The sequence below is a fragment of the Epilithonimonas pallida genome (assembly GCF_900182975.1).
In the GTDB taxonomy this organism is placed as follows: Bacteria; Bacteroidota; Bacteroidia; order Flavobacteriales; family Weeksellaceae; genus Epilithonimonas; species Epilithonimonas pallida.
Map to the genome: position 1 here is coordinate 573,487 of NZ_FXUO01000001.1, position 21,997 is coordinate 595,483.

Annotated in this window: 28 protein-coding genes; 12 read left to right on the forward strand and 16 right to left on the reverse strand. The window is 33.3% G+C overall.

Going from position 1 to position 21,997, the window contains the following annotated elements; genetic code table 11:
- Nucleotides 1-96: 96 nt before the first annotated feature.
- Nucleotides 97-276, forward strand: coding sequence for a hypothetical protein (locus QOL71_RS02480; protein ID WP_283415388.1), 180 nt, complete (start codon nt 97-99; stop codon nt 274-276).
- Nucleotides 277-304: 28 nt separating this feature from the next.
- On the opposite strand, the gene QOL71_RS02485 is transcribed toward QOL71_RS02480, so the two are convergent.
- Nucleotides 305-1,555 carry a LuxR C-terminal-related transcriptional regulator gene (locus QOL71_RS02485; RefSeq protein WP_283415389.1) on the reverse strand — a complete coding sequence of 417 codons (1,251 nt, stop codon included), beginning with the start codon at nt 1,553-1,555 and terminating at the stop codon, nt 305-307.
- 282 nt (nt 1,556-1,837) lie between these two features.
- Here QOL71_RS02485 and QOL71_RS02490 point away from each other — a divergent pair, with 282 nt between their 5' ends.
- Nucleotides 1,838-3,028 (forward strand): pyridoxal phosphate-dependent aminotransferase, encoded by a 1,191-nt coding sequence (locus QOL71_RS02490; protein WP_283415390.1) that lies wholly within the window; start codon nt 1,838-1,840, stop codon nt 3,026-3,028.
- A 38-nt stretch (nt 3,029-3,066) separates the two neighbouring features.
- Here the strand turns inward: QOL71_RS02490 and QOL71_RS02495 are convergent, their stop codons facing one another.
- Together QOL71_RS02495 and QOL71_RS02500 are read right to left on the reverse strand one after the other, a co-directional pair.
- Entirely contained in the window at nt 3,067-3,789 is a 723-nt protein-coding gene (locus tag QOL71_RS02495) for a hypothetical protein (RefSeq protein ID WP_283415391.1), read from the reverse strand.
- Between the two features lie 148 nt (nt 3,790-3,937).
- The gene (locus QOL71_RS02500; protein ID WP_283415392.1) at nt 3,938-5,389 is read right to left on the reverse strand and encodes an MBOAT family O-acyltransferase; all 1,452 of its coding nucleotides are present in this window, start codon (nt 5,387-5,389) and stop codon (nt 3,938-3,940) included.
- Nucleotides 5,390-5,628: 239 nt separating this feature from the next.
- Between QOL71_RS02500 and QOL71_RS02505 the strand changes: the two genes are divergently transcribed.
- The gene (locus QOL71_RS02505) at nt 5,629-5,880 is read left to right on the forward strand and encodes a hypothetical protein (protein ID WP_283415393.1); all 252 of its coding nucleotides are present in this window, start codon (nt 5,629-5,631) and stop codon (nt 5,878-5,880) included.
- Here the strand turns inward: QOL71_RS02505 and QOL71_RS02510 are convergent.
- The 3 genes from QOL71_RS02510 to QOL71_RS02520 form a co-directional block, all read right to left on the reverse strand.
- Nucleotides 5,870-6,064 (reverse strand): hypothetical protein, encoded by a 195-nt coding sequence (locus QOL71_RS02510; RefSeq protein WP_283415394.1) that lies wholly within the window; start codon nt 6,062-6,064, stop codon nt 5,870-5,872. The two genes, QOL71_RS02505 and QOL71_RS02510, sit on opposite strands and share 11 nt — an antisense overlap.
- A gap of 19 nt (nt 6,065-6,083) precedes the next feature.
- The gene (locus QOL71_RS02515; RefSeq protein ID WP_283415395.1) at nt 6,084-6,275 is read right to left on the reverse strand and encodes a hypothetical protein; all 192 of its coding nucleotides are present in this window, start codon (nt 6,273-6,275) and stop codon (nt 6,084-6,086) included.
- Nucleotides 6,276-6,659: 384 nt separating this feature from the next.
- A complete protein-coding gene (locus QOL71_RS02520; protein WP_283415396.1) occupies nt 6,660-6,923 on the reverse strand; it encodes a hypothetical protein in 264 nt (87 codons plus the stop codon).
- Nucleotides 6,924-6,995: 72 nt separating this feature from the next.
- Between QOL71_RS02520 and QOL71_RS02525 the strand changes: the two genes are divergently transcribed.
- The 6 genes from QOL71_RS02525 to QOL71_RS02550 all read left to right on the forward strand — a co-directional run bounded on the left by QOL71_RS02525 (nt 6,996) and on the right by QOL71_RS02550 (nt 10,783).
- The gene (locus QOL71_RS02525; RefSeq protein ID WP_283415397.1) at nt 6,996-7,919 is read left to right on the forward strand and encodes an IS1595 family transposase; all 924 of its coding nucleotides are present in this window, start codon (nt 6,996-6,998) and stop codon (nt 7,917-7,919) included.
- Nucleotides 7,913-8,128 carry a hypothetical protein gene (locus tag QOL71_RS02530; protein WP_283415398.1) on the forward strand — a complete coding sequence of 72 codons (216 nt, stop codon included), beginning with the start codon at nt 7,913-7,915 and terminating at the stop codon, nt 8,126-8,128. The genes QOL71_RS02525 and QOL71_RS02530 overlap by 7 nt, the downstream gene beginning before the upstream one ends.
- Nucleotides 8,129-8,397: 269 nt before the next feature.
- Entirely contained in the window at nt 8,398-9,030 is a 633-nt protein-coding gene (locus QOL71_RS02535) for a peroxiredoxin (protein WP_283415399.1), read from the forward strand.
- Between the two features lie 51 nt (nt 9,031-9,081).
- On the forward strand, nt 9,082-9,393 hold the full coding sequence (locus QOL71_RS02540) for a thioredoxin family protein (protein WP_283415400.1): 312 nt from the start codon (nt 9,082-9,084) through the stop codon (nt 9,391-9,393).
- Between the two features lie 51 nt (nt 9,394-9,444).
- Nucleotides 9,445-9,693 carry a DUF6952 family protein gene (locus QOL71_RS02545; protein ID WP_283415401.1) on the forward strand — a complete coding sequence of 83 codons (249 nt, stop codon included), beginning with the start codon at nt 9,445-9,447 and terminating at the stop codon, nt 9,691-9,693.
- An 82-nt stretch (nt 9,694-9,775) separates the two neighbouring features.
- Nucleotides 9,776-10,783 (forward strand): adenosine deaminase, encoded by a 1,008-nt coding sequence (locus QOL71_RS02550; RefSeq protein WP_283415402.1) that lies wholly within the window; start codon nt 9,776-9,778, stop codon nt 10,781-10,783.
- A 105-nt stretch (nt 10,784-10,888) separates the two neighbouring features.
- On the opposite strand, the gene QOL71_RS02555 is transcribed toward QOL71_RS02550, so the two are convergent.
- The 6 genes from QOL71_RS02555 to QOL71_RS02580 are packed head-to-tail and all read right to left on the reverse strand — an operon-like array spanning nt 10,889 to nt 14,316.
- Complete coding sequence (locus QOL71_RS02555; protein ID WP_283415403.1) at nt 10,889-11,335, reverse strand: GNAT family N-acetyltransferase; 447 nt, start codon at nt 11,333-11,335, stop codon at nt 10,889-10,891.
- Nucleotides 11,332-11,832: a thermonuclease family protein gene (locus tag QOL71_RS02560; RefSeq protein ID WP_283415404.1), complete on the reverse strand. Its 501-nt coding sequence runs from the start codon at nt 11,830-11,832 to the stop codon at nt 11,332-11,334. Before QOL71_RS02560 ends, QOL71_RS02555 begins: the two co-directional genes overlap by 4 nt.
- Nucleotide 11,833: 1 nt before the next feature.
- Nucleotides 11,834-12,427 carry a Crp/Fnr family transcriptional regulator gene (locus QOL71_RS02565; RefSeq protein ID WP_283415405.1) on the reverse strand — a complete coding sequence of 198 codons (594 nt, stop codon included), beginning with the start codon at nt 12,425-12,427 and terminating at the stop codon, nt 11,834-11,836.
- A gap of 22 nt (nt 12,428-12,449) precedes the next feature.
- A complete protein-coding gene (gene ytxJ / locus QOL71_RS02570; RefSeq protein ID WP_283415406.1) occupies nt 12,450-12,824 on the reverse strand; it encodes a bacillithiol system redox-active protein YtxJ in 375 nt (124 codons plus the stop codon).
- Nucleotides 12,825-12,880: 56 nt separating this feature from the next.
- Nucleotides 12,881-13,573 carry a ZIP family metal transporter gene (locus QOL71_RS02575; RefSeq protein WP_283415407.1) on the reverse strand — a complete coding sequence of 231 codons (693 nt, stop codon included), beginning with the start codon at nt 13,571-13,573 and terminating at the stop codon, nt 12,881-12,883.
- A gap of 14 nt (nt 13,574-13,587) precedes the next feature.
- On the reverse strand, nt 13,588-14,316 hold the full coding sequence (locus QOL71_RS02580) for an SAM-dependent methyltransferase (protein WP_283415408.1): 729 nt from the start codon (nt 14,314-14,316) through the stop codon (nt 13,588-13,590).
- A gap of 108 nt (nt 14,317-14,424) precedes the next feature.
- On the opposite strand from QOL71_RS02580, the gene QOL71_RS02585 reads away from it, so the two are divergent.
- Together QOL71_RS02585 and QOL71_RS02590 are read left to right on the forward strand one after the other, a co-directional pair.
- Nucleotides 14,425-15,585 (forward strand): THUMP domain-containing class I SAM-dependent RNA methyltransferase, encoded by a 1,161-nt coding sequence (locus QOL71_RS02585; protein WP_283415409.1) that lies wholly within the window; start codon nt 14,425-14,427, stop codon nt 15,583-15,585.
- A gap of 7 nt (nt 15,586-15,592) precedes the next feature.
- Complete coding sequence (locus QOL71_RS02590; RefSeq protein WP_283415410.1) at nt 15,593-16,588, forward strand: glycosyltransferase family 2 protein; 996 nt, start codon at nt 15,593-15,595, stop codon at nt 16,586-16,588.
- A gap of 78 nt (nt 16,589-16,666) precedes the next feature.
- On the opposite strand, the gene QOL71_RS02595 is transcribed toward QOL71_RS02590, so the two are convergent.
- Nucleotides 16,667-17,263 carry a hypothetical protein gene (locus QOL71_RS02595; protein WP_283415411.1) on the reverse strand — a complete coding sequence of 199 codons (597 nt, stop codon included), beginning with the start codon at nt 17,261-17,263 and terminating at the stop codon, nt 16,667-16,669.
- A gap of 163 nt (nt 17,264-17,426) precedes the next feature.
- Between QOL71_RS02595 and QOL71_RS02600 the strand changes: the two genes are divergently transcribed.
- Complete coding sequence (locus tag QOL71_RS02600; RefSeq protein WP_283415412.1) at nt 17,427-18,299, forward strand: AraC family transcriptional regulator; 873 nt, start codon at nt 17,427-17,429, stop codon at nt 18,297-18,299.
- A gap of 2 nt (nt 18,300-18,301) precedes the next feature.
- Here QOL71_RS02600 and QOL71_RS02605 read toward each other — a convergent pair whose 3' ends face one another.
- The 3 genes from QOL71_RS02605 to purU form a co-directional block, all read right to left on the reverse strand.
- Nucleotides 18,302-19,435 carry a pyridoxal phosphate-dependent aminotransferase gene (locus tag QOL71_RS02605; protein WP_283415413.1) on the reverse strand — a complete coding sequence of 378 codons (1,134 nt, stop codon included), beginning with the start codon at nt 19,433-19,435 and terminating at the stop codon, nt 18,302-18,304.
- A 41-nt stretch (nt 19,436-19,476) separates the two neighbouring features.
- On the reverse strand, nt 19,477-21,033 hold the full coding sequence (locus QOL71_RS02610; protein ID WP_283415414.1) for a glycoside hydrolase family 10-like protein: 1,557 nt from the start codon (nt 21,031-21,033) through the stop codon (nt 19,477-19,479).
- Between the two features lie 81 nt (nt 21,034-21,114).
- Complete coding sequence (gene purU, locus QOL71_RS02615; protein WP_283415415.1) at nt 21,115-21,948, reverse strand: formyltetrahydrofolate deformylase; 834 nt, start codon at nt 21,946-21,948, stop codon at nt 21,115-21,117.
- Nucleotides 21,949-21,997 lie beyond the last annotated feature (49 nt).

Genomic DNA, 21,997 nt, shown 5'->3' on the forward strand with positions numbered 1-21,997 from the left:
AATTAAATTGCATATTTTGCATCCATATTATCATACGGTAATAAATCTGCTCCTTGAAAATTTCAGGTGATTTTTAAGGAGGTTTATCCTTACAAAATGGATAGTTTGTTCGCAAGCAGAACTTATCTGCTATTATATTTTTACCAATCCGGTTGCAATATTATTAATAATACTGTAAGACGTACAAGTTTTGGAGCGGAAAACCCTGTGTTTAAAGCAAAAACTATCCTTTGGGATAGTCTTTGTATGGGCAATGTAGTAGGTGTTTTTACGTAGATGTAGGGGAAATGTAGTAGGTCGAAAATTAATTATTTCTCAATTTTTTGAAGAAATCTTTCCGATCTTTAATGTCCAAAATATTATAAATATTCTTGGTATGATACTTAACCGTATTTTCACTTATGAAAAGTTTTTCGGCAATTTCCTTGTTGGACAATCCATCTGCTAAAAGTATCAAAAGATCTTTCTGGCGGTCGGTTAATTTGTTAGAATTTAATAATAAATCAAGTTCAGGATTTAGAATTTTTTCGTCAGACGAATTTTGAGAATACTGGTTGAGCTCTTCTTTCATTTGCTCAATTTCTTCCTTCATCCTCAACCTGTCCTTTTTTATTTTTTTATTTTTTCTGAAGAAATAGTAAGCAATTAAAACGGATAATAAAATCAGGACAATTAAAACAACAGTTCTTTTCCAAATATCTGATTCTTCTTTTATGATCTGCTCTTTTTCAGTAAGTGCCTTATCAACAATATGCATCTCGGAGATCTTAACATCCTGATTTTCCAATCTGCGAAGTGAATCAAGCTTTGAACCAATTAGGTAGGCTTTCGCAAAAAGATTATTCTCCTTATAGATTTTTTCCATTTCGGATGAGGCTAAGATTTTGTATTTTAAAATGTTACAGCTATCGGAAATCTGCATGCTCTCTTTGTATGCCTCCTCTGCTTTTCCTATGTCTTTCCTTTTCCCATACAGGTTCATAAGCTTTACATAAACTATAGGCACATTGCATGTATTCGCATTTTCCATGATATCCATGGCTTCGTAATACTTTTTTTCAGCTTCATTGTATTTTTTTTTGATCATGAAAAGGTAACCTTCTTGCATCAGTATATAGGAATTGTCTTCCGGAAAAGCGTTGACATAATTTTTTGAAGCAATCCTTTTCATGGCTTCTTCCGCTTTTTCGTAATCGTTATTATCAAAATAGACAAAGGCATATTCATAATCTATTTTCATTCTCAGGATATTGTCCGGAGGTAGTTGTCTGGCAATTGAATTGGAACGATTGAGATATTCGATACACATCATATAATCATTGACGCTGCGATATGTAGTTGCCATTAGAAAAAGAATATTACCTTCTTCTTCTTTTGTTAGATCACCGTTAAGTAAAATATCAGATAGTTTCTTTTGTGATAGCTTATGTTTTCCTTCTCTATTATATTGGATGATTTCTTCCTCAATAGAATGCAGGTCTATTTTTTTTGCATTAATAAAAATGAAAAATAGTATTAAAAGAGCTGAAAAATATTTCGTAAAATTAAAATTCATTAATGGGTTGCCTAAAATATTCTATCTTGTTATTAATTATAAACAAGTGTTTGAAGATAAATGCAAAAATAATTAATTATATCAATAATTTCTCAATAAATAATTAATTTTCAAATCAAATCTATATTTATTTTCAACACCGAATTAATTTTCAGAAGCATTTTTTTGCAAATATTTTTTATTGACATCAGGGTTATAATAATTTTTATTTTAATATGCTACTTGTTTAGGTTATTGATTATAAAAAATTATATTTGTGATTGAATCTAATCGTAATACATAATGAGTAAAATTTCTGATAGACTGAACAGACTGAGTTATTCTCAGACCTTCGTAATGAGTAACAAAGCGCGTGAGATGAAAGCCGCCGGAATAGATGTAATTAGTTTAACTTTGGGCGAACCGGATTTTGATGTTCCTCAAAAAATCAAACAAGCTGCTTTTGATGCCATTAATGAAAATTATAGCCACTACTCGCCCGTTCCCGGTTTTTTGGAACTGAGACAAGCCATATCAGAAAAACTAAAAAGAGATAATCAGCTGGATTATAAACCAACACAAATTTGTGTTTCCAATGGTGCAAAACAATCTATCATTAATGTTTTGTCTGCGATCATTAATGACGGTGACGAAGTTATTTTACCCGCGCCATATTGGGTAAGTTATGATGAGATGGTAAAATTGGTTGGGGGAACTTCGGTTTTTATCCAGACATCTATTGATACGGAATTCAAAATTACAGCGGAGCAATTAGAAAAAGCCATTACACCAAAGACTAAAGCCCTGCTTTATAGTTCGCCTTGTAACCCATCGGGTAGTTTCTACACCAAAGAAGAATTGGAGTCAATTGCTGATGTTATTGCAAAATATCCTGAGATTACAATCATTTCCGATGAAATCTATGAATTTATTAATTATGAAGGTGAACACGTTTCTATTGCGAGCTTTCCTCAGGTTTATGAGCAAACCGCTGTAATCAATGGTATGAGCAAAGCTTTTGCTATGACAGGCTGGAGAATCGGTTATTCGGCATGCCCTGACTGGTTAGCGAAGGCTTGTGACAAAGTCCAGGGCCAAATGACCAGCGGTGCGAATACAATAGCGCAAAGAGCTTCTATTACGGCTTTACAGATGGATCCGTCAGAATTACAATATATGATTACCGAATTCCATAAAAGACGTGATTTGGTTTTCGATTTAATGAAAGATATCAAAGGTTTCAAATGCAACCTTCCAAAAAGTGCATTCTATTTCTTCCCGGATATTTCTTACTTCATCGGTAAGAATTTGAATGGAACTGAAATCAAAGATTCTGATGATTTCGCAATGTTTCTATTAGAAAATGCCAATGTTGCTTGTGTTGGCGGTGTTAGTTTCGGAAGCCCCGAATGTATTCGTTTTTCTTATGCAGCTTCGGAAAAAGAACTGCGAGAAGCAATGAGACGAATCAAAGATTGTGTTGAACAATTCTAATTAATTTGATAAACCACTATAGATGTTTTTATAGTGGTTTATTTTTGCAACAGTATTTTCGTGAATTTTTCTCCACCCTGAAAATTCAAGTGATCCTGATCTCCAAAATATTCATTTTTTTCTTTGAAAAAAGATTGACAATCAATTATTTCTAAGCCTTTGGAAACAAATAATTTGTCAGCACCATAATTTTTATTGCCTAACATTTTCAGATAATAACCAGAAACAGGAAACTTAACACCAATAAGTTTGATATTGTTGCTTTGACAGATATCAATGATTTTGATTAGTTCCTGTTCCAGAGCTTTACTTTTATTATGCGACGGAAACTGGCTGTTCACTCTATCTTTAGCTCTGACGATTTTTTCTTCTTCGGATAATTTGTTCCAAATAATATTGACTGTATTATTTCTTTGTTGAAAAATCAGCTTTACCTTGTCCTGTAAGTATATCCTGAAAAGAGAATTAATTTTTGGTTGGAAAATTGGGAAATAATACTTTATATATTTTTCATTGATGTAATTATAATCAATCTTGGATGTATATTTTATACTTTTATCCAGGTTGTTATTCTTATCTCTGTAAGGGCTCAATGTATAATTATCGACACTAATATATATTTTATCGATTTTGTAATGATTTTCTATTAGATAGATTAACTTCCTTTTCATATCATAATAAGAATCACTGTTATCAGAAAAATTATAAACGCCAAATTTTTCAGGCATTTTTTCTATTGACATTCCATGTGAATCGGCCATTATAAATGATCTAAACCGTTTGTCAGGAAAATCGTTATAACCTTTATAATAATTGTCATTTGCAAAAACAAAGACAATAATATTAAATACAAATATTATTATGAAGAGAATAAATATGTTAAAAATAAATCTTTTCAAGTCTTAGTTATTAAAATTGAAAATAGATAAACTCTATACTTTCACCAAAATTACCGTAAAAATAAATGACAAATAGAATCATAATATAACAAAGCCATCTTATAGATTTTGAATTGAAATTCTTAATACCTTCTATTGCATATTGATTTTCTCTTCCAAGCCATTCTACTAATAAAAAAACAACAATAAGTATAATTGCCGTTAACATATCATCAATTTTATCAAAATTCGGATATGTAATGAGTGAAGGTGAAAAAATTCCTTTTATATAACTTATAGCATGACCAATGTTTTCCGCTCTGAAAAATATCCATGCAAATACGATCAATATAAATGTTATCATCATTTGCATCAATTCTTTAAATGTTGGTAAAATCCGGTCTTTTGCAACGATTTCCAAATTATTTCTGTTGGTTTTCATTACAACAGAAGGCAGTATAAATAATGCATTCAAAATTCCCCAAACTATAAAGGTCCAATTAGCGCCATGCCAGAATCCGCTTACGATGAAAATAATAAACACGTTGCGAATACGCATCCAATTCCCTCCTTTGCTCCCACCAAGAGGAATATACAGATAGTCTTTGAACCACGATGATAACGATATATGCCAACGGCGCCAGAATTCGGCAATATCTCTTGAAAAATACGGGAATGCAAAATTGCGTAACAGTTCTATTCCGAATAAACGAGCTGTACCCAAAGCAATATCAGAATAGCCTGAAAAATCACCATAGATCTGGAAAGTGAAAAAGATGGCACCCAGAAATAAGGAGCTACCATTCATATCTGAAGAATTACCAAATATCTGATTGGCTATCTCGGCACAATTATCTGCAATGACAATTTTCTTTAATAATCCCCAAAGTATTTGTCGCAGACCATCTGCTGCTTGTGCATAATCAAAATTCCTTCTTTTTTTTATCTGAGGTAGAAGATGTGTGGCACGTTCAATGGGACCGGCAACCAAAAGCGGAAAGAAACTGACAAAGACAGCATAATCGACAAAATTACTTTCTGCTTTTATTTTATTCTTATAAATATCAATTACATAAGAAAGCCCATGAAAAGTATAAAACGAGATACCAACCGGTAAAATAACTTTTAATAAAACAGGGCTTATTTTCCAGCCAAAATAAGATACTGATTCTGCAAATGATTCTGCAAAGAAATTATAATATTTAAAAAAGCCTAGAAAACCCAGATTTACAACAATACTCAGCCAGAACCAATTTCTTTTTTCTTTTTGATTTTGGGAATTTTGCATTTTTAATCCAGTAAAATAATCTAGAAAAGTTGAAAATAATAATAAAAACATGAATCGCCAATCCCAACAAGCATAGAAAAAATAGCTTGAGATCAGTAATAAGGCATTCTGGATTTTAAGACTTTTTGCAAAATACCAATATAATATAAATACAATTGGAAGAAATATTGCAAAATTAATTGAGTTAAATAGCATTTAGTTTTATTCCCGACTAAATTATAAAAAATCTATCTTTTCACTTTTAATTGCTAAATAATATTTTATCAAGGCAACTACATACAACTTTACACAAATAAAAACAGGTAGTCAACTCTGTTGCTTCATCAAGGACTATTGGGTGTGACCTCAACAATCGAACAGAAGTTCCTCGAAGGGTTTCTGTTCATCCACAACAGGGGGACTACCATTTTGTAAAATTAATAAATAGAATTAAAATGAAAAAAGAAAATAAAAAAGACACCACTAAAAAAGTCATGGAAGATTTACAAATAGAAAATAAAGAGTTTGATGTTCTCGTAGAAAAATTAAAATCATCTTTAAAAGAAACAAAAGAAAATATCCTTGCTATAGAACAACAAGGATATAAAGTAGTAGTATCTCCGTTTTATAGAGATAAAGATTTTTCAGGTGATACTACAATTGGAGTTAGGGTTCATTTAGACATATCAAAAACCATTAAAGTTTAGATTCAATATCTTTTAAAACTTCTAAAATTTCATCATTTTGATTTGAAATATTATCTAAGATAGATTGAATGTCTTCATCAGGATTATCAATATTAGATTTGATTTTTTGATATAATTCTTGAATTAAAATTAGTTGTTGATTAATGTCTTGAAGTTGCCCTTCAATAATTTGTGGGTTTTTCATTATGTTAAATTTAAGTTGTTTAAAAGAATATTTGATTTATTAAGAAAACGATAAAGGTAATAACAAGAGAAGCAACAACTGTATAGATTATAATATGAGCAATTATACCGTTAACTCTATTACGTTTTATTTCTTTTCTTACTAATCTATCAAATTCTTTTTTGTTGGAATGTGTCATTAAAACATATTCTGTTTCATCATATTGTTTCATAAGAGTAATTTTTTAGTCACTCTAAACCCAAAAGTGAAATGTATAAAAATAAAGAAAGTGTGGGTTTATAACTCTCATTTGCCAATAGAGGTTCTGGTAAACCTTGAAACACAAACAAGACATAACCCACACCCATATGGATGCGGTTAGTTCTTATTTATTCTGTGTTTCAATGAATGTACCAGATTCCTATTGACAGAATAAAAGCTAACGCTTCTTTTTAATCGTTAATGTTTAACAAAATTAGAAAATAAAAATGGAAAATAAGAAAGGAACTATTCAAATATTGAATAGCAGGAAAGAAATTATACTTCTAAACAAAGAAGAGAAAGTTATTGTAATTAGTGAAGAGTTTGGTTTTAGTATAGGAGTTGAAAAATTTACTCAAATCCTTCGAGAATGGCTATCTACACAATCTCTTAATGCAACAGTCACTTCTGACTGTACAATAGTTGGTAAGCCCTCAAATGGATTATCAGGATCAGGAATAAACCCCCAATAATTAGGAAGCTTATATGCTGGATTAGTAGCCTTTTCAAAGTCTACTTCACAGTCTTCTAACAACGCAGAGTATTTTTCTTTTATTAATGCTAATTTTTCTGTAATACAAGAAAATATAGCAGTTCTGTAATTGAGTTCTTCTTTCATAACTCAAAGATAATAGACAAAATAAACATATCAAAATAATTCGTAAATTAATGTAACTTTAATAAAATCAAAATGTTAGATACAAATATTAAATCGGTTTACCAGTTGGTGCAAACATTTTCAACTGAACAAATATGTATTGATTATTTAGAGGAACAGAGATGGGGAGGAATTATTGAAAGTCCTTATGATAGTGACTCAAAGGTTTATAAATGTAAGAATAATCAGTATCGTTGTAAAACCACAGGGAAATATTTTAATGTTAAGACAGGGACAATGTTTGAGAACTCTAAAATCAGCCTTAGAAAGTGGTTTTTAGCTATTTGGTTAGTTACTTCTCATAAGAAAGGAATTAGTTCGTTACAATTAGCTAAAGATATTGATGTGACTCAGAAAACAGCTTGGTTTATGTTACAGAGAATTAGATCCTGTTTTGGAATTGAGAATAATAATGAACTTGAAGGTGTTGTTGAATGTGACGAAACATTTATCGGTGGAAAGAACAAGAATCGACACAAGGATAAAAAAGTTCCATTCTCTCAAGGACGTTCATATAAAGATAAAGTTCCTGTAATGGGAATGTTGCAAAGAGATGGTAAGATGAATGCCTTTGTTGTAACAGATACTAAGAGAAATAGTATTCAACCTTTGATCTATAAATATGTTAATCCTGAAACAACGGTTTTAATTTCTGATGAATGGTTAGGTTACAATGGTCTATCAAAATATTATGACCATAGAATTATAGATCATTCAAAGAAAGAGTATGTAAGTTTGCAAGATAAATCCGTGCACACAAACAATATAGAAGGAAGTTGGCGAATCCTAAAAAATTCAGTCAATGGAATGTACAATTATGTTTCTAAAAAACATCTTCAAAAATATGTTGATGAGTTTGTTTATAGATTTAACTTGAGAAAGGTCACAGACCAAGAAAAATTCAGATATTTGTTATCAAATTCAAATGTCCGAACTAAATACAGAGAATTATGTTAAATACAAGATTAAAAACAAAACGTGTGAAATACGTTAAGATAAATAACATAGAGTATTTTGATGTTCAGGATATAAAAGATAATCATCCTGAATTAAAAATAGAGGTTGATAAGATTGTTCGTATTAATGATGTTGCTTTGATAGTAGCAGATTATGTTCATCTTACAACTGAATTTGATAAAATGATGAAGCAGGTTTTTAAGAAGTAAACCTGCTTAGTGTAAAATGGTATGTAGTTACCTTTATCAATTTATAATTCTTGTCTTTGCATATTCAATTTTGTGAATTAATTGTTTAATATTTTATATATTAATTGATATAATAAAAAACCCTGACTTTACCGTATTAGCCACATAACACTGTTAGTTTTCAGTCTTTCACATTGATAGATTTTATAAATAGCAAATTGATTTTTAATTCACAAAATCTTTGTAATTTTGCACTATCAAATTTAAACAACAATTTAAACTTAAATATTATGTCATTAGTAGGTAAATTATTCCCGAATGTTGCGATCGATGCAATGAGTGAAATGGGTGATGATCTTAAGATCAATGTATTTGAAGAAGCGGTTAATAATCAGCAAAAAGTGATTTTGTTTTGGTATCCAAAAGATTTTACTTTTGTTTGCCCGACAGAATTACACGCTTTTCAGGAGGCTTTACCAGAATTCCAAAAGAGAAACACTATGGTTATTGGTGCTTCTTGCGATACCAACGAAGTTCATTTTGCTTGGTTGAACACTCCAAAAGATAATGGAGGAATCGAAGGTGTAACTTATCCAATCCTTGCTGACACGCACAGACAATTGGCAAATATCCTTGGAATTGTAGATCAGGACTTGGAATATGATGAAGAAGGAAACGAAGTGTTCACAGGTTCTAACGTAACTTACAGAGCAACTTATCTGATCGATGAGACTGGAAAAATCTTCCACGAGTCTGTAAACGATATGCCTCTTGGTAGAAACGTTAAAGAATATCTTAGATTGATCGATGCCTATGCACACGTTCAGAAACACGGAGAAGTTTGTCCTGCAAACTGGGAAGAAGGAAAAGATGCAATGAACGCTAACAGAACCGGTGTTGCAGAATACTTCAGCAAAAACTAATTGATTTTCTCAATCAATTATCATTTATAATCAATCATTAATAATTGTAGAATGTACATAGAACTTACAGGAGACACATTACAACAGATCATTCAGGAGAATGATAAAGTAATGGTTCAGTATGGTGCAACTTGGTGTGGGAACTGCAGGATTATGAAGCCAAAATTCAAAAAATTAGCTGCAGAGAATGAGGATATCCCTTTCTATTATGTAGATGCGGAAAAATTGCCGGAAAGTAGAAAACTGGCAACGGTTGATAATTTGCCGACCTTCGCAGCATTTGAAGGCGGTGTTCTAAAAAACCAGGTTCAAACCAATCAGGCTGAAAGTCTTAACCATCTTTTCAGTGAATTAAAAGGTTAAAACTGAGATATTCTCGATCTCTAAATCTTATAATTTCTAAATCTATTAAAAATGAAATTACCAATCATAAGACAGTTTTATCAAAACCAAACACCGGAAAATCTGGAAACAACTTTAGAAGTTCTGGAAAGTTTTTCAGAATTCCGAAATGTCTCTGAAGAAGACCTTAACGTCACCGGAGAACTGATAACTAATATTTGTGGAGCTTTGGAAGTTCATGCCAGCGTTCAAAACGGAATGAGTGAGAAAGATGCTTTGAATTCCTTTGCTCAAAAAGTGATGGGTTCAATAGATAAATAAATAGTTTATTTTTTACAAAAAGGCTTTGGAAAGAGATTTCTAAAGCCTTTTTTTCGTTATTTTTGGATAAAATCAAAAAACTATGAAAGATTTTATCGCTGCACTTCCAAAAGCAGAATTACATTTACATATCGAAGGAAGTTTTGAACCGGAACTGATGTTCGAAATTGCCCAAAGAAACCAAATTGAGATTCCTTATAAAACAATCGATGAAGTTAAAAAAGCTTATCGGTTCTCCTGTCTACAGGACTTTTTGGATATTTATTATGCCGGTGCCGGCGTTCTGATTCACGAGAAAGATTTCTACGATCTGGCAATGGCTTATTATCAGAAATGTTATGAGAATAATGTCATTCATACCGAAATAATGTTTGATCCGCAAACACATACGGACAGAGGAATTGCTTTTGAAACGGTTATCAATGGATTGCAAAAGGCTAGATTGGATGCAAAGGAAAAATGGGGAATCAATTCTCTGTTCATCATGAGCTATTTGCGGCATCTTTCCGAAGAATCCGCTTTTGAAACATTAAAGCAATCATTGCCTTACAAAGACTTAATTACTTCTATTGGTCTGGATTCTTCCGAAATGGGAAATCCGCCAACCAAATTCAAAAACGTATTCGAAGCATCTGTGAAAGAAGGCTACATTCCGGTTGCACACGCTGGTGAGGAAGGTCCGGCTGAGTATATTTGGGAAGCTATTGATATTCTCAAAGTTGCAAGAATCGATCACGGAAATAGATGCTTGGAAGACGAAAAATTGGTTCAGGAAATCGTAAAAAGAGATTTAGCTTTGACCGTTTGTCCACTTTCCAATCTTGAATTGAGAAATACCGATGTGATGACCAATCATCCACTAAAAAAGCTTTTGGAAAAAGGCATCAAAGCAACTGTCAATTCTGATGATCCCGCTTATTTCGGTGGCTATATGAATGCTAATTTTGAAGCGGTCCAGGAAGCTTTGGATTTATCAAAAGAAGACATCATTACATTAGTGAAAAACTCTTTTAACTACTCTTTTGCAACTGATGATCAAAAGAAATCTTATCTTGAAAAAGTGGATGAAGTAGTAAATAATTTTAAATAATATTTCAAGATAAAGAATCAAACATAGTATTTGTCATTCCGTAGGAATCTAGACATCGATTTTCAGATTCCTACGGAATGACAAACTTATAGTTTTAATTTAAAATTAATTCTTAAGAATCATCAAACTCCTTTTATGATTCTGGAAGCCATAATGTTCATAAAGTTTTTTCGCTTTTTCATTATGGTTTTCAATTTCCAGAAGAACAATTTTGAAGCTGTTTTCAATGGAATAATTCTTAACAAACTCCAACGCTTTTTTGCCCAGAGATTTCCCTTGAAATTCTGGTTTAACAAACAATTCGTCTAAAAATAAGATCTCTCCACCAAATTCGAAACTGAAATATTTTGCCAGAATAATATAACCTGCGATCTGTTGTTCAAAAACAATTTTAAAGCATTCGCCATAATGATGATTATTGATGAATCTTACAAAATTATCGGTAGTGGTTTTTTCATCAAACGGATAAAGATCAATGGCATAGAAATCCTTCATCATTTGACACAGATCAGGAATATCGGAGATATTTGCTTTTAAAATTTCGTGATTCATTTTTTCTTTTTATTTTCTCTCCACAGCCAGGGCGCAATTGGATTTTTATCTTGCCATAGTCCTACTCTATTGTTTCGCGCTTCGGATTCCAATTTTGCATAAACAGGATCGCTGGAATATTTTTTATAATGCCAGGCCATTCCTTGTTTTATCATTTCCTGATTAACGATTTGTTTTCTATCATTGATAACAACTGCAATCAATCTTTTGTAACGGTCGTATTTTTCAGATTCTATCATGACTGTTTTTCCGAAACAAAGATGAGACAAAGCTTGTTTGGCATTATTTCCGAAAGGCTGAGTTCCTCTTTTTTCAGGAGAATCGATGTGAGCAAGCCGGATTTTGATTGGAGTTTTCTTGTAAAGAACTTCCATCGTATCACCGTCGGAGATGCCGATAACTTTTGCAGAAAATGTTTTATGGCTGAGATTTTCCTTTAACTGATTTTGTCCGAGACTGAAAACAGACAAAAGAATTAATACTAAAAACCGATTCAAATCAAATCTCAAATTTTTTCTTTGCCAATTCTTTTCTTACACGGCTCAAACTTTCCGGCGTAATTCCAAGATAAGAAGCGACCATCCACTGCGGAACTCTCAGCATCAGATTAGGATATTTTTTCAGAAACTCAAGATAACGTTCTTCAGCAGTTGTGCTGATTAATGCATTGACGCGATTTTGCAAATTCTTAATATGATTGAACATCAATCTTTGATTCTTTTCTGCAACATCGGGATAAACTTTTGAAAGGTTTTCAAAGAAGCCTTCTCTTGTCACAACTAATATACTGTCTTCGATTGCTTCGATGTAAAATCTGGATTTCTCATTCAAGAGCTGACTGGTTGTATCAGATATGATCCAGTTTTCCGGTGCAAACTGTATCACGTGTTCTTTTCCCGCTTTGTCAATAGAATACATTCTCAACAAGCCTTTTTCTACAAAAAAGGTACAATCAGAAATCTCTCCTTCCCGCAAAATGATTTCATTCTTCTTTGCTTGTTTTATTTCATAATATGATGAGCAAAATTCTAAGCTTTCAATGGGAACGCCTAATATTTTTGAGAGATGATTGCGGAAGTTCTGATATTCCATTTGTTACTGTGTTTTAATTTGATTAAATTTTATCAAGACTGATATTCTGATGAGAGCTGTTGTACGTTGCTTTTCCATTTTCCAGAACGATTAGCTGCGGACTCTGATGTACAACGTCAAAACGGGATTCAATCTCGTTGGATATATTTCTATGAGCCAACAAATCGAGGAAATAATAGACATAATCTTTATCAGAATTTTCCATTTGTCTTTCAAAAGATTTCAGCATTGTTTTGCTGATAAAACAACGTGTAGAATGTTTGAAAATCAAGACTTTTTGCTGATTGGATCTCTCAACTGCTGAATCTAAATCCTTTTCGGATTCCAGTTTTTTCCAAAGGCTTTTTTTTTGATCCTGCTCCTCTTTTTTACCAAATATTTGATCTAAAAATCCCATAAAATCGATTTGAGTAAAATTAAGATTTTCCTGTCGAAATAGAAAATATTTTTTAATTAATGATGATGGAACAAATGTCCTCCAAGTGCCAGTCCAATGCCGCAAATCACGAGGATAATTTTTGTCCAGTCCATCTTGTGATTCTTATTACTTTCGAAAATTATAACTGACGAAATATGAAGGAAAATTCCGCCAACTACAGCTAAGAAATACACTTTCAGATTTTCATCAAAATATTGACCCAAAAGCATTCCCAAAGGTGAAGCTAAAGCAAAAACGAGAACAATCAGCCAGAATTTAGTAGAGAAATTTTTACTATGAGCCAGGAAACTTCCCAAGACAAAGGAGATTGGAATGTTATGAAACAGAATTCCTAGCAAATAAGGAGACAACGTTTCTTTCTCGTGTGATAAAGGGATTCCTTCTATAAAAGCATGAACAAACAGTCCGATGATCAACGCAACAGGAATAATCGAATGTTCATCCGAATGATGATGAAGATGCCCGTGTTCAAAACCTTTGGTCAAACTTTCAAGCAACATCTGAATCAAAACCCCAAGAATCACAAAAATCCCGATATTATGGTCTTCAGAATGATAAACTTCCGGAAAAACCTCATTCAGACAGATCGTTATCAGAAAACCTGCACTCAGAATTAAGAGATTTTTAGCAAATTGCTGCTTACTTCCGAAATATTTTCCAAGAAAAACTCCAATCAGAACACTTAATATCAATAGAAGTATAATCATCTTAAAACTTAAATCTATTTAATCTTTCTAAACAAATTAATACATCTTTGGGAACTTTTTTCCTCAAAATCATTAAGCTGATAATCGCCCCAACGTTGGATTAATTCAAAACCAAATTCATCAGCAAATTTCAGGATTTTTTCAGGAGAAGTCAGTTTGACACGTTCGAAAAAATGAAACTTTTTGCCTTGGTCTTCAAAATTAATTTCTTTAATGATAAAATCATTCTCAATATGTTTTTGAATATTAAAGGTAATATTTTCTCTTTCGATAGAACTTTTCGGAACGATGACATTTTTCACATAATCAGAATTCAGAAAATCTAAAACGAAATAACCTTCATTCTTCAAAGCATCGGAAACAGAACGGAAAACACTTTTGTCCTCTTCTTCCGTTTCGAAATATCCAAAGCTTGTGAACAAGTTAAAAACCGCATCAACAGGCTCGGTCTCAATCCTATTTCTCATATCGTGAACCCGAAATTTCAAAGAGTCATTTTCGAATTGCTTATCATAACTGATACTTTGTTCAGACAAATCCAGCCCCAGAACATTGTAACCTAACTTGTTCAGATACACCGAATGTCTGCCTTTTCCGCAAGCTAGATCAATAATTTTTGAATTTTTCTCGAGTTTTAGAAAATCAGTCAACAGATTCAGAAAATTTTCGGCTTCCTGATAATCTCGGTTGCTGTATAAAATATGATAATATGGTGTATCAAACCATTCTTCGAACCATTGCATCTTGCAAAAATAAGGAAAATAGATGTGAGACCGGCAGATTAAGGAAGAGATTTTCTATAAGTTCAAAAGTCTATTATCTATCATGTAAATATCTATTATCTTTGCGGAATGGATACAAACAATCTGCAGATACAGATCAAAACTTTTTTCGGGTTGGAACAGGTTTTGGCCGAAGAAGTTAAAAAACTAGGCGGTAAAAAAGTAGAAGCCAGAAACCGTGCGGTAACTTGCGAAGGTGACCTGGGTTTTCTTTACAAACTCAATTATTCTTGCAGAACTGCGCTTAAAATTATTATTCCGATTTTAGAATTCAAAGCTTTTAATGAATCTAAATATTACGATAAATTATTCAAGTTTGAATGGGATCAGTTTCTGGAGAAACACCAGTCATTTGCTATTGATGCTACTGTAAACTCGGAGAGATTCAGCCATTCTCAGTTTATGACTTTGAAAATGAAAGATGCAATTGTCGATTATTTTCAGGAAAAACATAACATCAGACCGAACGTTAACAAAGACAATCCTGATATCAAATTTCATCTTCATATCGATAGAGAATTGGTAACGATTTCCTTGGATAGTTCAGGCGATCCCCTTTTCAAGCGCGGTTACAGAAAAGAGCAGACCGTTGCGCCGATCAATGAAGTTTTGGCCAGTGGAATGTTACAATTGGCAGGCTGGGACGGAAAAGGTAATTTTCTGGATCCGATGTGCGGTTCCGGAACATTATTAATAGAGGCAGCAATGATTGCTCTGGATCTGCCGGCACAGATTTTCAGAAAAGAGTTTGCTTTTCAAAACTGGAAAAATTATGACGAAGATTTGTTCCAAAAGATCAAAGAATTCCGGATCAACAGGGTGAAAGAATTCACTGGGAAAATTGTGGGTTATGATATGGACGCCAGGGCTTTGAACGCAGCAAGAACCAATATTGAGGCTGCAGAAATGGAAGATGTTATTGAAGTGAGAAAACAAAATTTCTTCGAATCTGAGAAAGATATGTTCCCATTATTGATAGTTTTCAATCCGCCTTATGACGAGAGAATTAGTATTAATGATGATAATTTCTATAAAAAAATTGGTGATACTTTCAAACAGCACTACCCAAACACATTGGCCTGGCTGATTTCTGCCGACCTTGATGCACCGAAAAAAATCGGACTCAGACCTTCAAGAAAAATCAAGCTTTTCAATGGAAAACTGGAGACGAGATTTTTGCAGTATGAGATGTATGATGGAACGAAGAAAGTGCATAAACTAGAAAATTAATACTACTTTGACAACAATCTCAATCATCATTGCCATCTTCAACAGAAAAGACGAATTATTCGAACTTCTGAATTCTTTATCACGTCAGACCGATAAAGATTTTGAAGTCATTGTTGTGGATGATGGTTCTATCATCAAGCTTCTCCCGACTGTGGAATTATTCGAAGAGCAGCTGGATATTCAGTTTTTCCGAAAGGATAATTCAGGTCCTGGATTGAGCCGGAATTACGGTGCAAAACGAGCGAAGAATGATTGGCTGGTTTTTGTAGATTCTGATGTGATTGTAGAAACGGATTATATTGAAAACATCAAGAAAAATCTGATTAAAAATCCATGCGATGCTTTTGGCGGTGCGGACAAAGCGCACAAAGGTTTTAACCTGATGCAAAAAGCAATCTCCTACTCTATGACTTCTGTTTTTACAACAGGCGGAATCCGGGGAAATAAAAATGCAGTGACTAAATTCCAGCCCAGAAGTTTCAATATGGGTGTTAACAAAGAGGCTTTTTTGAAAGTCGGCGGTTTCTCAGAAATGCGGATCGGTGAAGACCCGGATCTGTCTATGACACTTTGGGAAAATGGTTACACAACCAGATTTTATGATGATATTGGGGTTTATCACAAACGCAGAACAGATTTTGGGAAATTCTCCAAACAGGTTTACCAATTCGGTTGTGCAAGACCAATTCTCAACCAAAGACATCCAAAATATGTAAAGCCGACATTCTGGTTTCCAACTATTTTTCTATTGGGATACTTGGTTGGAGCCATTCATTATTTTGTTTGGGGAAATGGGCTGATTCTCGCTTTATACGGACTTTATACTTTTCTGGTGTTTTTCCATGCTTTGTTTGTGACCAGGAATATCAGCATTGCATCAATGGCAATTATCTCTACCTATATCCAAATGTTTTCTTACGGTTATGGTTTTTTAAAATCATGGTTTCTCCTCAATATTTTGAAACAATCACCAAGAGAAGCTTTTCCTAAACATTTTCATTAATTTGGAGTAAAATAAAAAGCTTCATAAATAATTTATGAAGCTTAAGAAAATAATATATATAACCTTAGTTTAGAGAAACTATTTCAAAGTAATAAGTCTGTTAAAAACATCACCGTTCTTTTCTACGCTGATGATGTAAGCAGGCGAGTTATTAGCGTTCAAATCGAATTTAAGATTGATCTCACCATTGTTAGCTTTAACAGATTGATTGTAATACTCATTATTTGCAAGGTCTGAGACAGTCACATTGATAGCATTCTCAATACTGTTCATATGCAGTTTCACGATATTGTTTTCAACAGTATATTCTGGCTTGTTAAATGCGAGAACAGGTGTTTTTGCGGCAGAAACATTTCCGTTTTTATCAATTGTCACTTTATATTTTTCAATTTTAAAATCCGATTCAGCTACCAAAAAATAATCACCCTCAGAAAGTGTTGAAAGGTCATAAGTTTTTTCAACATTCTCTTTGTTCCCGATATTTTCCGAATAGATTTCATCTTTTCTGTCATTATAGAAATAAAGTGAAACATTCTCAGCATTGAAGATCTCAAAACGGAGTGTTTTAGAATTAGCTTCTGTTAATGAAATTGAAAAGAATTTATCTTTTGCCGAAACACTCATTGAAATTAGCATTGCGCTAACAATCAAACTTATTTTTAATAGACTTTTCATAATAATATTCTTTAATCGTTTTACAATACAAATGTATAATGGTTAAATCTCACCTGATACAATTCAATTTTCAAAAATATGTGCTATATTAACATTAAATTAATATTAACAATAAAATTATGACAATTTAAAACATGTAATATTAATTCCCTAACTTTGTTGCATGAAACATTATAATCCGGTTTTAGAATCCGTAAGTCCTGATGTAGGCAGTAGTTTTACTTGTCTCAGATATTTGAGAAATGAAAATATCAAGACCAATTTCTGGCATTTTCATCCGGAGATTGAGCTGATCTATGTGTACAAAGGTTCGGGTAAAAGACAGATTGGAAGTAACATTTCGTACTTCACAGATGGTGATTTGATTCTAATTGGCAGCAATCTTCCGCATTGTGGAATGACGAATGAAAACACCAAGAATGAGTATGAAGTGGTGATACAGTTTTCTAAGGATTTTCTGGGTGTAGAATTTTGGAAAGCAACGGAAATGAGCAGAATTCTTTCTTTATTGGAAAAAGCAAAAAGCGGAATTGTTTTTGGCGAAAAAACGAAAAAAGCTCTTAAGTCCAAAATTGATGCTCTTACTGAATCACACTCTCTGACCAAACTTCTTTTTTTGATTGAGATTCTTGACGAATTATCCCAAACCCAGGATTATAAAATCCTGAATGCATCCAAATATTACCTCCAGACTCAGAAAGAAGATAATGACCGGATCAGTGTGATTTTCAATTATGTGAAAGATCATTTTAAGGAACAGATTCCGCTGGAAACTGTCGCTGAATTATCCAACATGACGGTGCCTTCTTTTTGCCGCTATTTCAAAAAAATAACGAACAAAACCTTCACTCAGTTTGTGAATGAATACAGAATCACACATTCTCTGAAACTCTTGGCAGAACAACCGATGAGTATCACAGAAGTTTGTTTTGATAGTGGATTTAATAATTTCAGTTACTTTAATAAAACTTTTAAAGAGCATACACAGAAAAGCCCGTCACAGTATCGGAAAGAGTTTAGTAATATTTTGGCTTAGGATTAAGAAATTACCTCAAAATAGTTTCTCATCTCCTCCATTGTTCCCAAACTAATCCTTGTCCACTTCCCTTTTTCTTCATAAGTTTTGCCGCCAAGGATCTTTGCATCTTTCAGTTTTTTGAAATAATCACCTTTGTAATTATCCAACGAAAAATAAACAAAATTAGCAGAAGACGGAATGGTTTTAATTCCCCTTTTTCTAAATTCTGAAATTGTAAAATCTTTAGATTTCTCATTGTTATCCAAAACTTTGGAAATAAAGATCTCGTCCTCCATTGCTGCAATTGCGCCTGCCATTGTTACAACACTGATTTCTGCGCCACTCCAGCTTTGTAGTTTTTTCAGGTTTTCAATCATTTTTGTATGACCAATTGCATAACCTAACCTTGCACCGGCAAAACCATAAAGTTTGGAAAATGTTCTCGTCACAACCAGATTATTATATTGATTCACCAGATCGCCCAAGGATTTTTGATTCGTAAATTCGATGTAAGCTTCATCTATTAAAATCGTAATGCTATCAGGAATTGATTGGATGAAACTTTCAATTTCCTGTCTTGAAAGTAAATCTCCCGTTGGATTATTCGGATTGCAGATATAGATGAGCTTCGTATCTTTCCGGATCGATTTTCTCATTGCTTCCAAATCGATTTTCTTTTGCCCGGTCAACGGAATAACAGATTTTGACATTCCCAAAAACCCGGCAATCGGTTCAAAAATCGTAAACGAAGGATTGGGAATAATGAAATGGCCTTTGTCTAAGGAAACATATTTTGTAATTAATTCCAACAGAAAAGACGATCCTGCCGAAACCAGGATATTCTCTTTCTTAAGGCCATTTTTCTCCGCTAATTTTTCACATAAAATATCTGCAAAACGGAAATCATACATCGACGAAAAACCAAGGCTTTTCTGCATCGCTTCCAAAGCTTTTGGCGAAGTTCCGAATGGATTTTCATTAAAGCAAAGCCTTATGACATCAGCATTTTGGATGATTTCTTTATAATTAGGAATTTCTTTAGCCAGAATTTCTAAAGGTGAAAATACCAAAGCTGTTCCGCCAAGAATTGCAGTTTTCAGCCAGTCTCTTCTATTGGTTGTCATATCGGAAATTATTTCCCCGAATTTAACCATTTTATCGTTAACCAAATATGACTTTAAATAGTTATTAATTCCTAATTAATCAAAACAACTTTATAATTACTCAACTTCCCAAGCTTATTCACAGACCTTACAACAATTGTTGACAGTTTCTTTCCGTTAGATTCTGAGGCTATATTTTTACTGATGATTTCCGGTGAGAGAATTTCCGTTTGCCAATTATTACCGTATTTTTGATAAATAACATAAGACAATGCTTCAGATTCTTTGTTCCAGGTCACTGTGATATTATTGGACTGTTTTTTCCAGGTTACATCTAATTCCGGTAGTTCTTTAGAAGTAAGCCAGGCTGTTTCAGGAAACAAAGCTTTTTCTTTATAAGAATTGGCTTTCAACTCTTGCTGCATAGAATAATTTTTACTGATTCCGGCAATACTCCAATGTACTGCTCCTGCATCTTTCTTCAGAATTTGACGGGATACATCTATTTGTCCGGCAATTTCAGCAACGGGATTTGGTGATTTTATAGCAACAGTATTAAGACCAGGCCAAAGATGACGACCTTTTATATTCTCTTCACTCCACCATTGCAAAAGAAGTGGAAAACTCTGTCCTGAAGATTCAATCGGCCAATATAATTGAGGCGTGAAATAGTCAATCCAACCCTGATTAAGCCAAAGTTTTGCATCAGCATATAATTCATCATATTGAGAAGATCCTTTGATACCTGCAGGAAAACCGGGCTTCCAAATCCCAAAAGGGCTGATTCCGAATTTAACATCATTTTTCTGAGCTTTGATTTCGTCATAGATCCGCTTCACAAATTTGTTCACATTTGCTCGTCTCCAATCCGCTCTGGACAATGTTCCGCCAGATTGCTGGTAAACCGACCAGGATTTGTAATCCGGAAAATCTTTTCCACCGTTATATTCGGCATAAGGATAAAAATAATCATCAAAATGAATTCCGTCCACATCATATCTTGAAACGATATCTTTGACCACTTTTGACGCTTGTTCCTGTGTTCTGTCATCAGCAGGATCAAACCAATACATTCCGTTTTTCAGCTTAACGATATTGTCCGGTGATTTTTTCACCATGGATTCTGATGTGATTTGTCCACCGTTTGAATGATGCGCACGAAACGGATTGAGCCAGGCATGAAATTCCAGACCACGTTTGTGAGATTCTTCAATCCAAAATTCCAAAGGATCATATTCAGGATAAGGCGCTGTACCAATTTGTCCTGTCAAAAAATAAGACCAGGGTTCGTGTGGGCTTTTATACAAAGCATCTGCCGATGGACGGATTTGCAATATCACAGCATTGAAATTAAGATCTGCTAAAAGATTCAGTAATTGAATAGCTTCCTGCTTTTGCTGTTCAACAGACAAATTATTCTTCGAAGGCCAGTTGATGTTAGCAACCGACGCAATCCACGCACCTCTGAATTCTCTTTTAATTTCAGGTAAAGTAATTGTTGGAGGCTGAATAAAAGGTTTTGGTGAAGGAGTTTTAACTTCTGTTTTTGCAGCCGGTTTTTTAACGACCGCTTTTTTAGTTTTTGTAGCACAAGAAACCACAAAAGCGGCCAATATTAATATTTGGAAAAATGATAATCTAAAACGCATAGTTTGCAAAACTAAACGATAATATCAGAAATACAAAAAAGCATCCGAATAATAGGATGCTTTTTATAATTTGTTAACTTTTTATTCAAAAATAATGGTTTTGTTACCGTCAATGAAAACCTTGTCCTCGAAAACCAATTTTAGTGCATTTGCCAGAACAATTCTTTCAACATCTTTTCCCATTTTAGCCAGATCTTTAGCAGTTTTGGAATGACTGACTTTGATAATATCCTGATAGATAATAGGACCTTCATCCAAATCATTCGTTACAAAATGTGCTGTTGCTCCGATGATTTTAACGCCTCTTTCAAATGCCTGTTTATAAGGGTTTGCGCCAATGAAAGCCGGTAAAAACGAATGGTGAATATTAATAATTTTTCCTTCAAAATCTTTTACAAAATCAGGAGAAAGGATTCTCATAAACTTCGCCAGAACAAGATAATCGTAGTTGTAATTTTGAAGAACTGTTTTGATTTTTTCTTCGTGCTCTTCTCTCGTGATATTTTCTGCCGGGATATAAGTAAAAGGAATATTGAATTTCTCCGTCAATTCTCTCAGGTTTTCATAATTTCCAATAACCGCCAGAATATTGAAATTAAGGTCTTTGAATTGATTTCTTATCAATAAGTCACCTAAACAATGATGTTCTTTTGTCACCAAAACTACTACATTTTTAGATTGATTTTGGCTTAATTCGATTGAGCAATCATCTAATTGTTTTTTGAGCTGTTCAATAACTTTTTCGGGTTCGGCAATTCCGGCAACTTCAGTTCTCATAAAGAATTGGGACTTTTCATTATCAACGAATTCGTCATTCTTGATAATATTGAGTCCGTTTTCCAAAAGAATTTCAGAGATTCTGTAAACCAATCCCTTTTCGTCTTTACAGGTGATTTTTATGGTGAATTGTTTCATCAATGTTTTATTTAAACTAAAAAAAAGTCCTCTATTTGAGGACTTTGGT

What these genes read in the sequence shown, in the direction of transcription:
- purU (WP_283415415.1), bottom strand. Translation starts at nt 21,948, where the DNA reads ATGAAACAATTCACCATAAAAATCACCTGTAAAGACGAAAAGGGATTG.
- QOL71_RS02610 (WP_283415414.1), bottom strand. Translation starts at nt 21,033, where the DNA reads ATGCGTTTTAGATTATCATTTTTCCAAATATTAATATTGGCCGCTTTT.
- QOL71_RS02485 (WP_283415389.1), bottom strand. Translation starts at nt 1,555, where the DNA reads ATGAATTTTAATTTTACGAAATATTTTTCAGCTCTTTTAATACTATTT.
- QOL71_RS02510 (WP_283415394.1), bottom strand. Translation starts at nt 6,064, where the DNA reads ATGAAAAACCCACAAATTATTGAAGGGCAACTTCAAGACATTAATCAA.
- QOL71_RS02480 (WP_283415388.1), top strand. Translation starts at nt 97, where the DNA reads ATGGATAGTTTGTTCGCAAGCAGAACTTATCTGCTATTATATTTTTAC.
- QOL71_RS02565 (WP_283415405.1), bottom strand. Translation starts at nt 12,427, where the DNA reads ATGGAATATCAGAACTTCCGCAATCATCTCTCAAAAATATTAGGCGTT.
- QOL71_RS02525 (WP_283415397.1), top strand. Translation starts at nt 6,996, where the DNA reads ATGTTAGATACAAATATTAAATCGGTTTACCAGTTGGTGCAAACATTT.
- QOL71_RS02550 (WP_283415402.1), top strand. Translation starts at nt 9,776, where the DNA reads ATGAAAGATTTTATCGCTGCACTTCCAAAAGCAGAATTACATTTACAT.
- QOL71_RS02495 (WP_283415391.1), bottom strand. Translation starts at nt 3,789, where the DNA reads ATGGCCGATTCACATGGAATGTCAATAGAAAAAATGCCTGAAAAATTT.
- QOL71_RS02530 (WP_283415398.1), top strand. Translation starts at nt 7,913, where the DNA reads ATGTTAAATACAAGATTAAAAACAAAACGTGTGAAATACGTTAAGATA.
- QOL71_RS02505 (WP_283415393.1), top strand. Translation starts at nt 5,629, where the DNA reads ATGAAAAAAGAAAATAAAAAAGACACCACTAAAAAAGTCATGGAAGAT.
- QOL71_RS02520 (WP_283415396.1), bottom strand. Translation starts at nt 6,923, where the DNA reads ATGAAAGAAGAACTCAATTACAGAACTGCTATATTTTCTTGTATTACA.
- QOL71_RS02540 (WP_283415400.1), top strand. Translation starts at nt 9,082, where the DNA reads ATGTACATAGAACTTACAGGAGACACATTACAACAGATCATTCAGGAG.
- QOL71_RS02605 (WP_283415413.1), bottom strand. Translation starts at nt 19,435, where the DNA reads ATGGTTAAATTCGGGGAAATAATTTCCGATATGACAACCAATAGAAGA.
- QOL71_RS02585 (WP_283415409.1), top strand. Translation starts at nt 14,425, where the DNA reads ATGGATACAAACAATCTGCAGATACAGATCAAAACTTTTTTCGGGTTG.
- QOL71_RS02535 (WP_283415399.1), top strand. Translation starts at nt 8,398, where the DNA reads ATGTCATTAGTAGGTAAATTATTCCCGAATGTTGCGATCGATGCAATG.
- QOL71_RS02555 (WP_283415403.1), bottom strand. Translation starts at nt 11,335, where the DNA reads ATGAATCACGAAATTTTAAAAGCAAATATCTCCGATATTCCTGATCTG.
- QOL71_RS02575 (WP_283415407.1), bottom strand. Translation starts at nt 13,573, where the DNA reads ATGATTATACTTCTATTGATATTAAGTGTTCTGATTGGAGTTTTTCTT.
- QOL71_RS02500 (WP_283415392.1), bottom strand. Translation starts at nt 5,389, where the DNA reads ATGCTATTTAACTCAATTAATTTTGCAATATTTCTTCCAATTGTATTT.
- QOL71_RS02545 (WP_283415401.1), top strand. Translation starts at nt 9,445, where the DNA reads ATGAAATTACCAATCATAAGACAGTTTTATCAAAACCAAACACCGGAA.
- QOL71_RS02490 (WP_283415390.1), top strand. Translation starts at nt 1,838, where the DNA reads ATGAGTAAAATTTCTGATAGACTGAACAGACTGAGTTATTCTCAGACC.
- ytxJ (WP_283415406.1), bottom strand. Translation starts at nt 12,824, where the DNA reads ATGGGATTTTTAGATCAAATATTTGGTAAAAAAGAGGAGCAGGATCAA.
- QOL71_RS02515 (WP_283415395.1), bottom strand. Translation starts at nt 6,275, where the DNA reads ATGAAACAATATGATGAAACAGAATATGTTTTAATGACACATTCCAAC.
- QOL71_RS02580 (WP_283415408.1), bottom strand. Translation starts at nt 14,316, where the DNA reads ATGCAATGGTTCGAAGAATGGTTTGATACACCATATTATCATATTTTA.
- QOL71_RS02600 (WP_283415412.1), top strand. Translation starts at nt 17,427, where the DNA reads ATGAAACATTATAATCCGGTTTTAGAATCCGTAAGTCCTGATGTAGGC.
- QOL71_RS02595 (WP_283415411.1), bottom strand. Translation starts at nt 17,263, where the DNA reads ATGAAAAGTCTATTAAAAATAAGTTTGATTGTTAGCGCAATGCTAATT.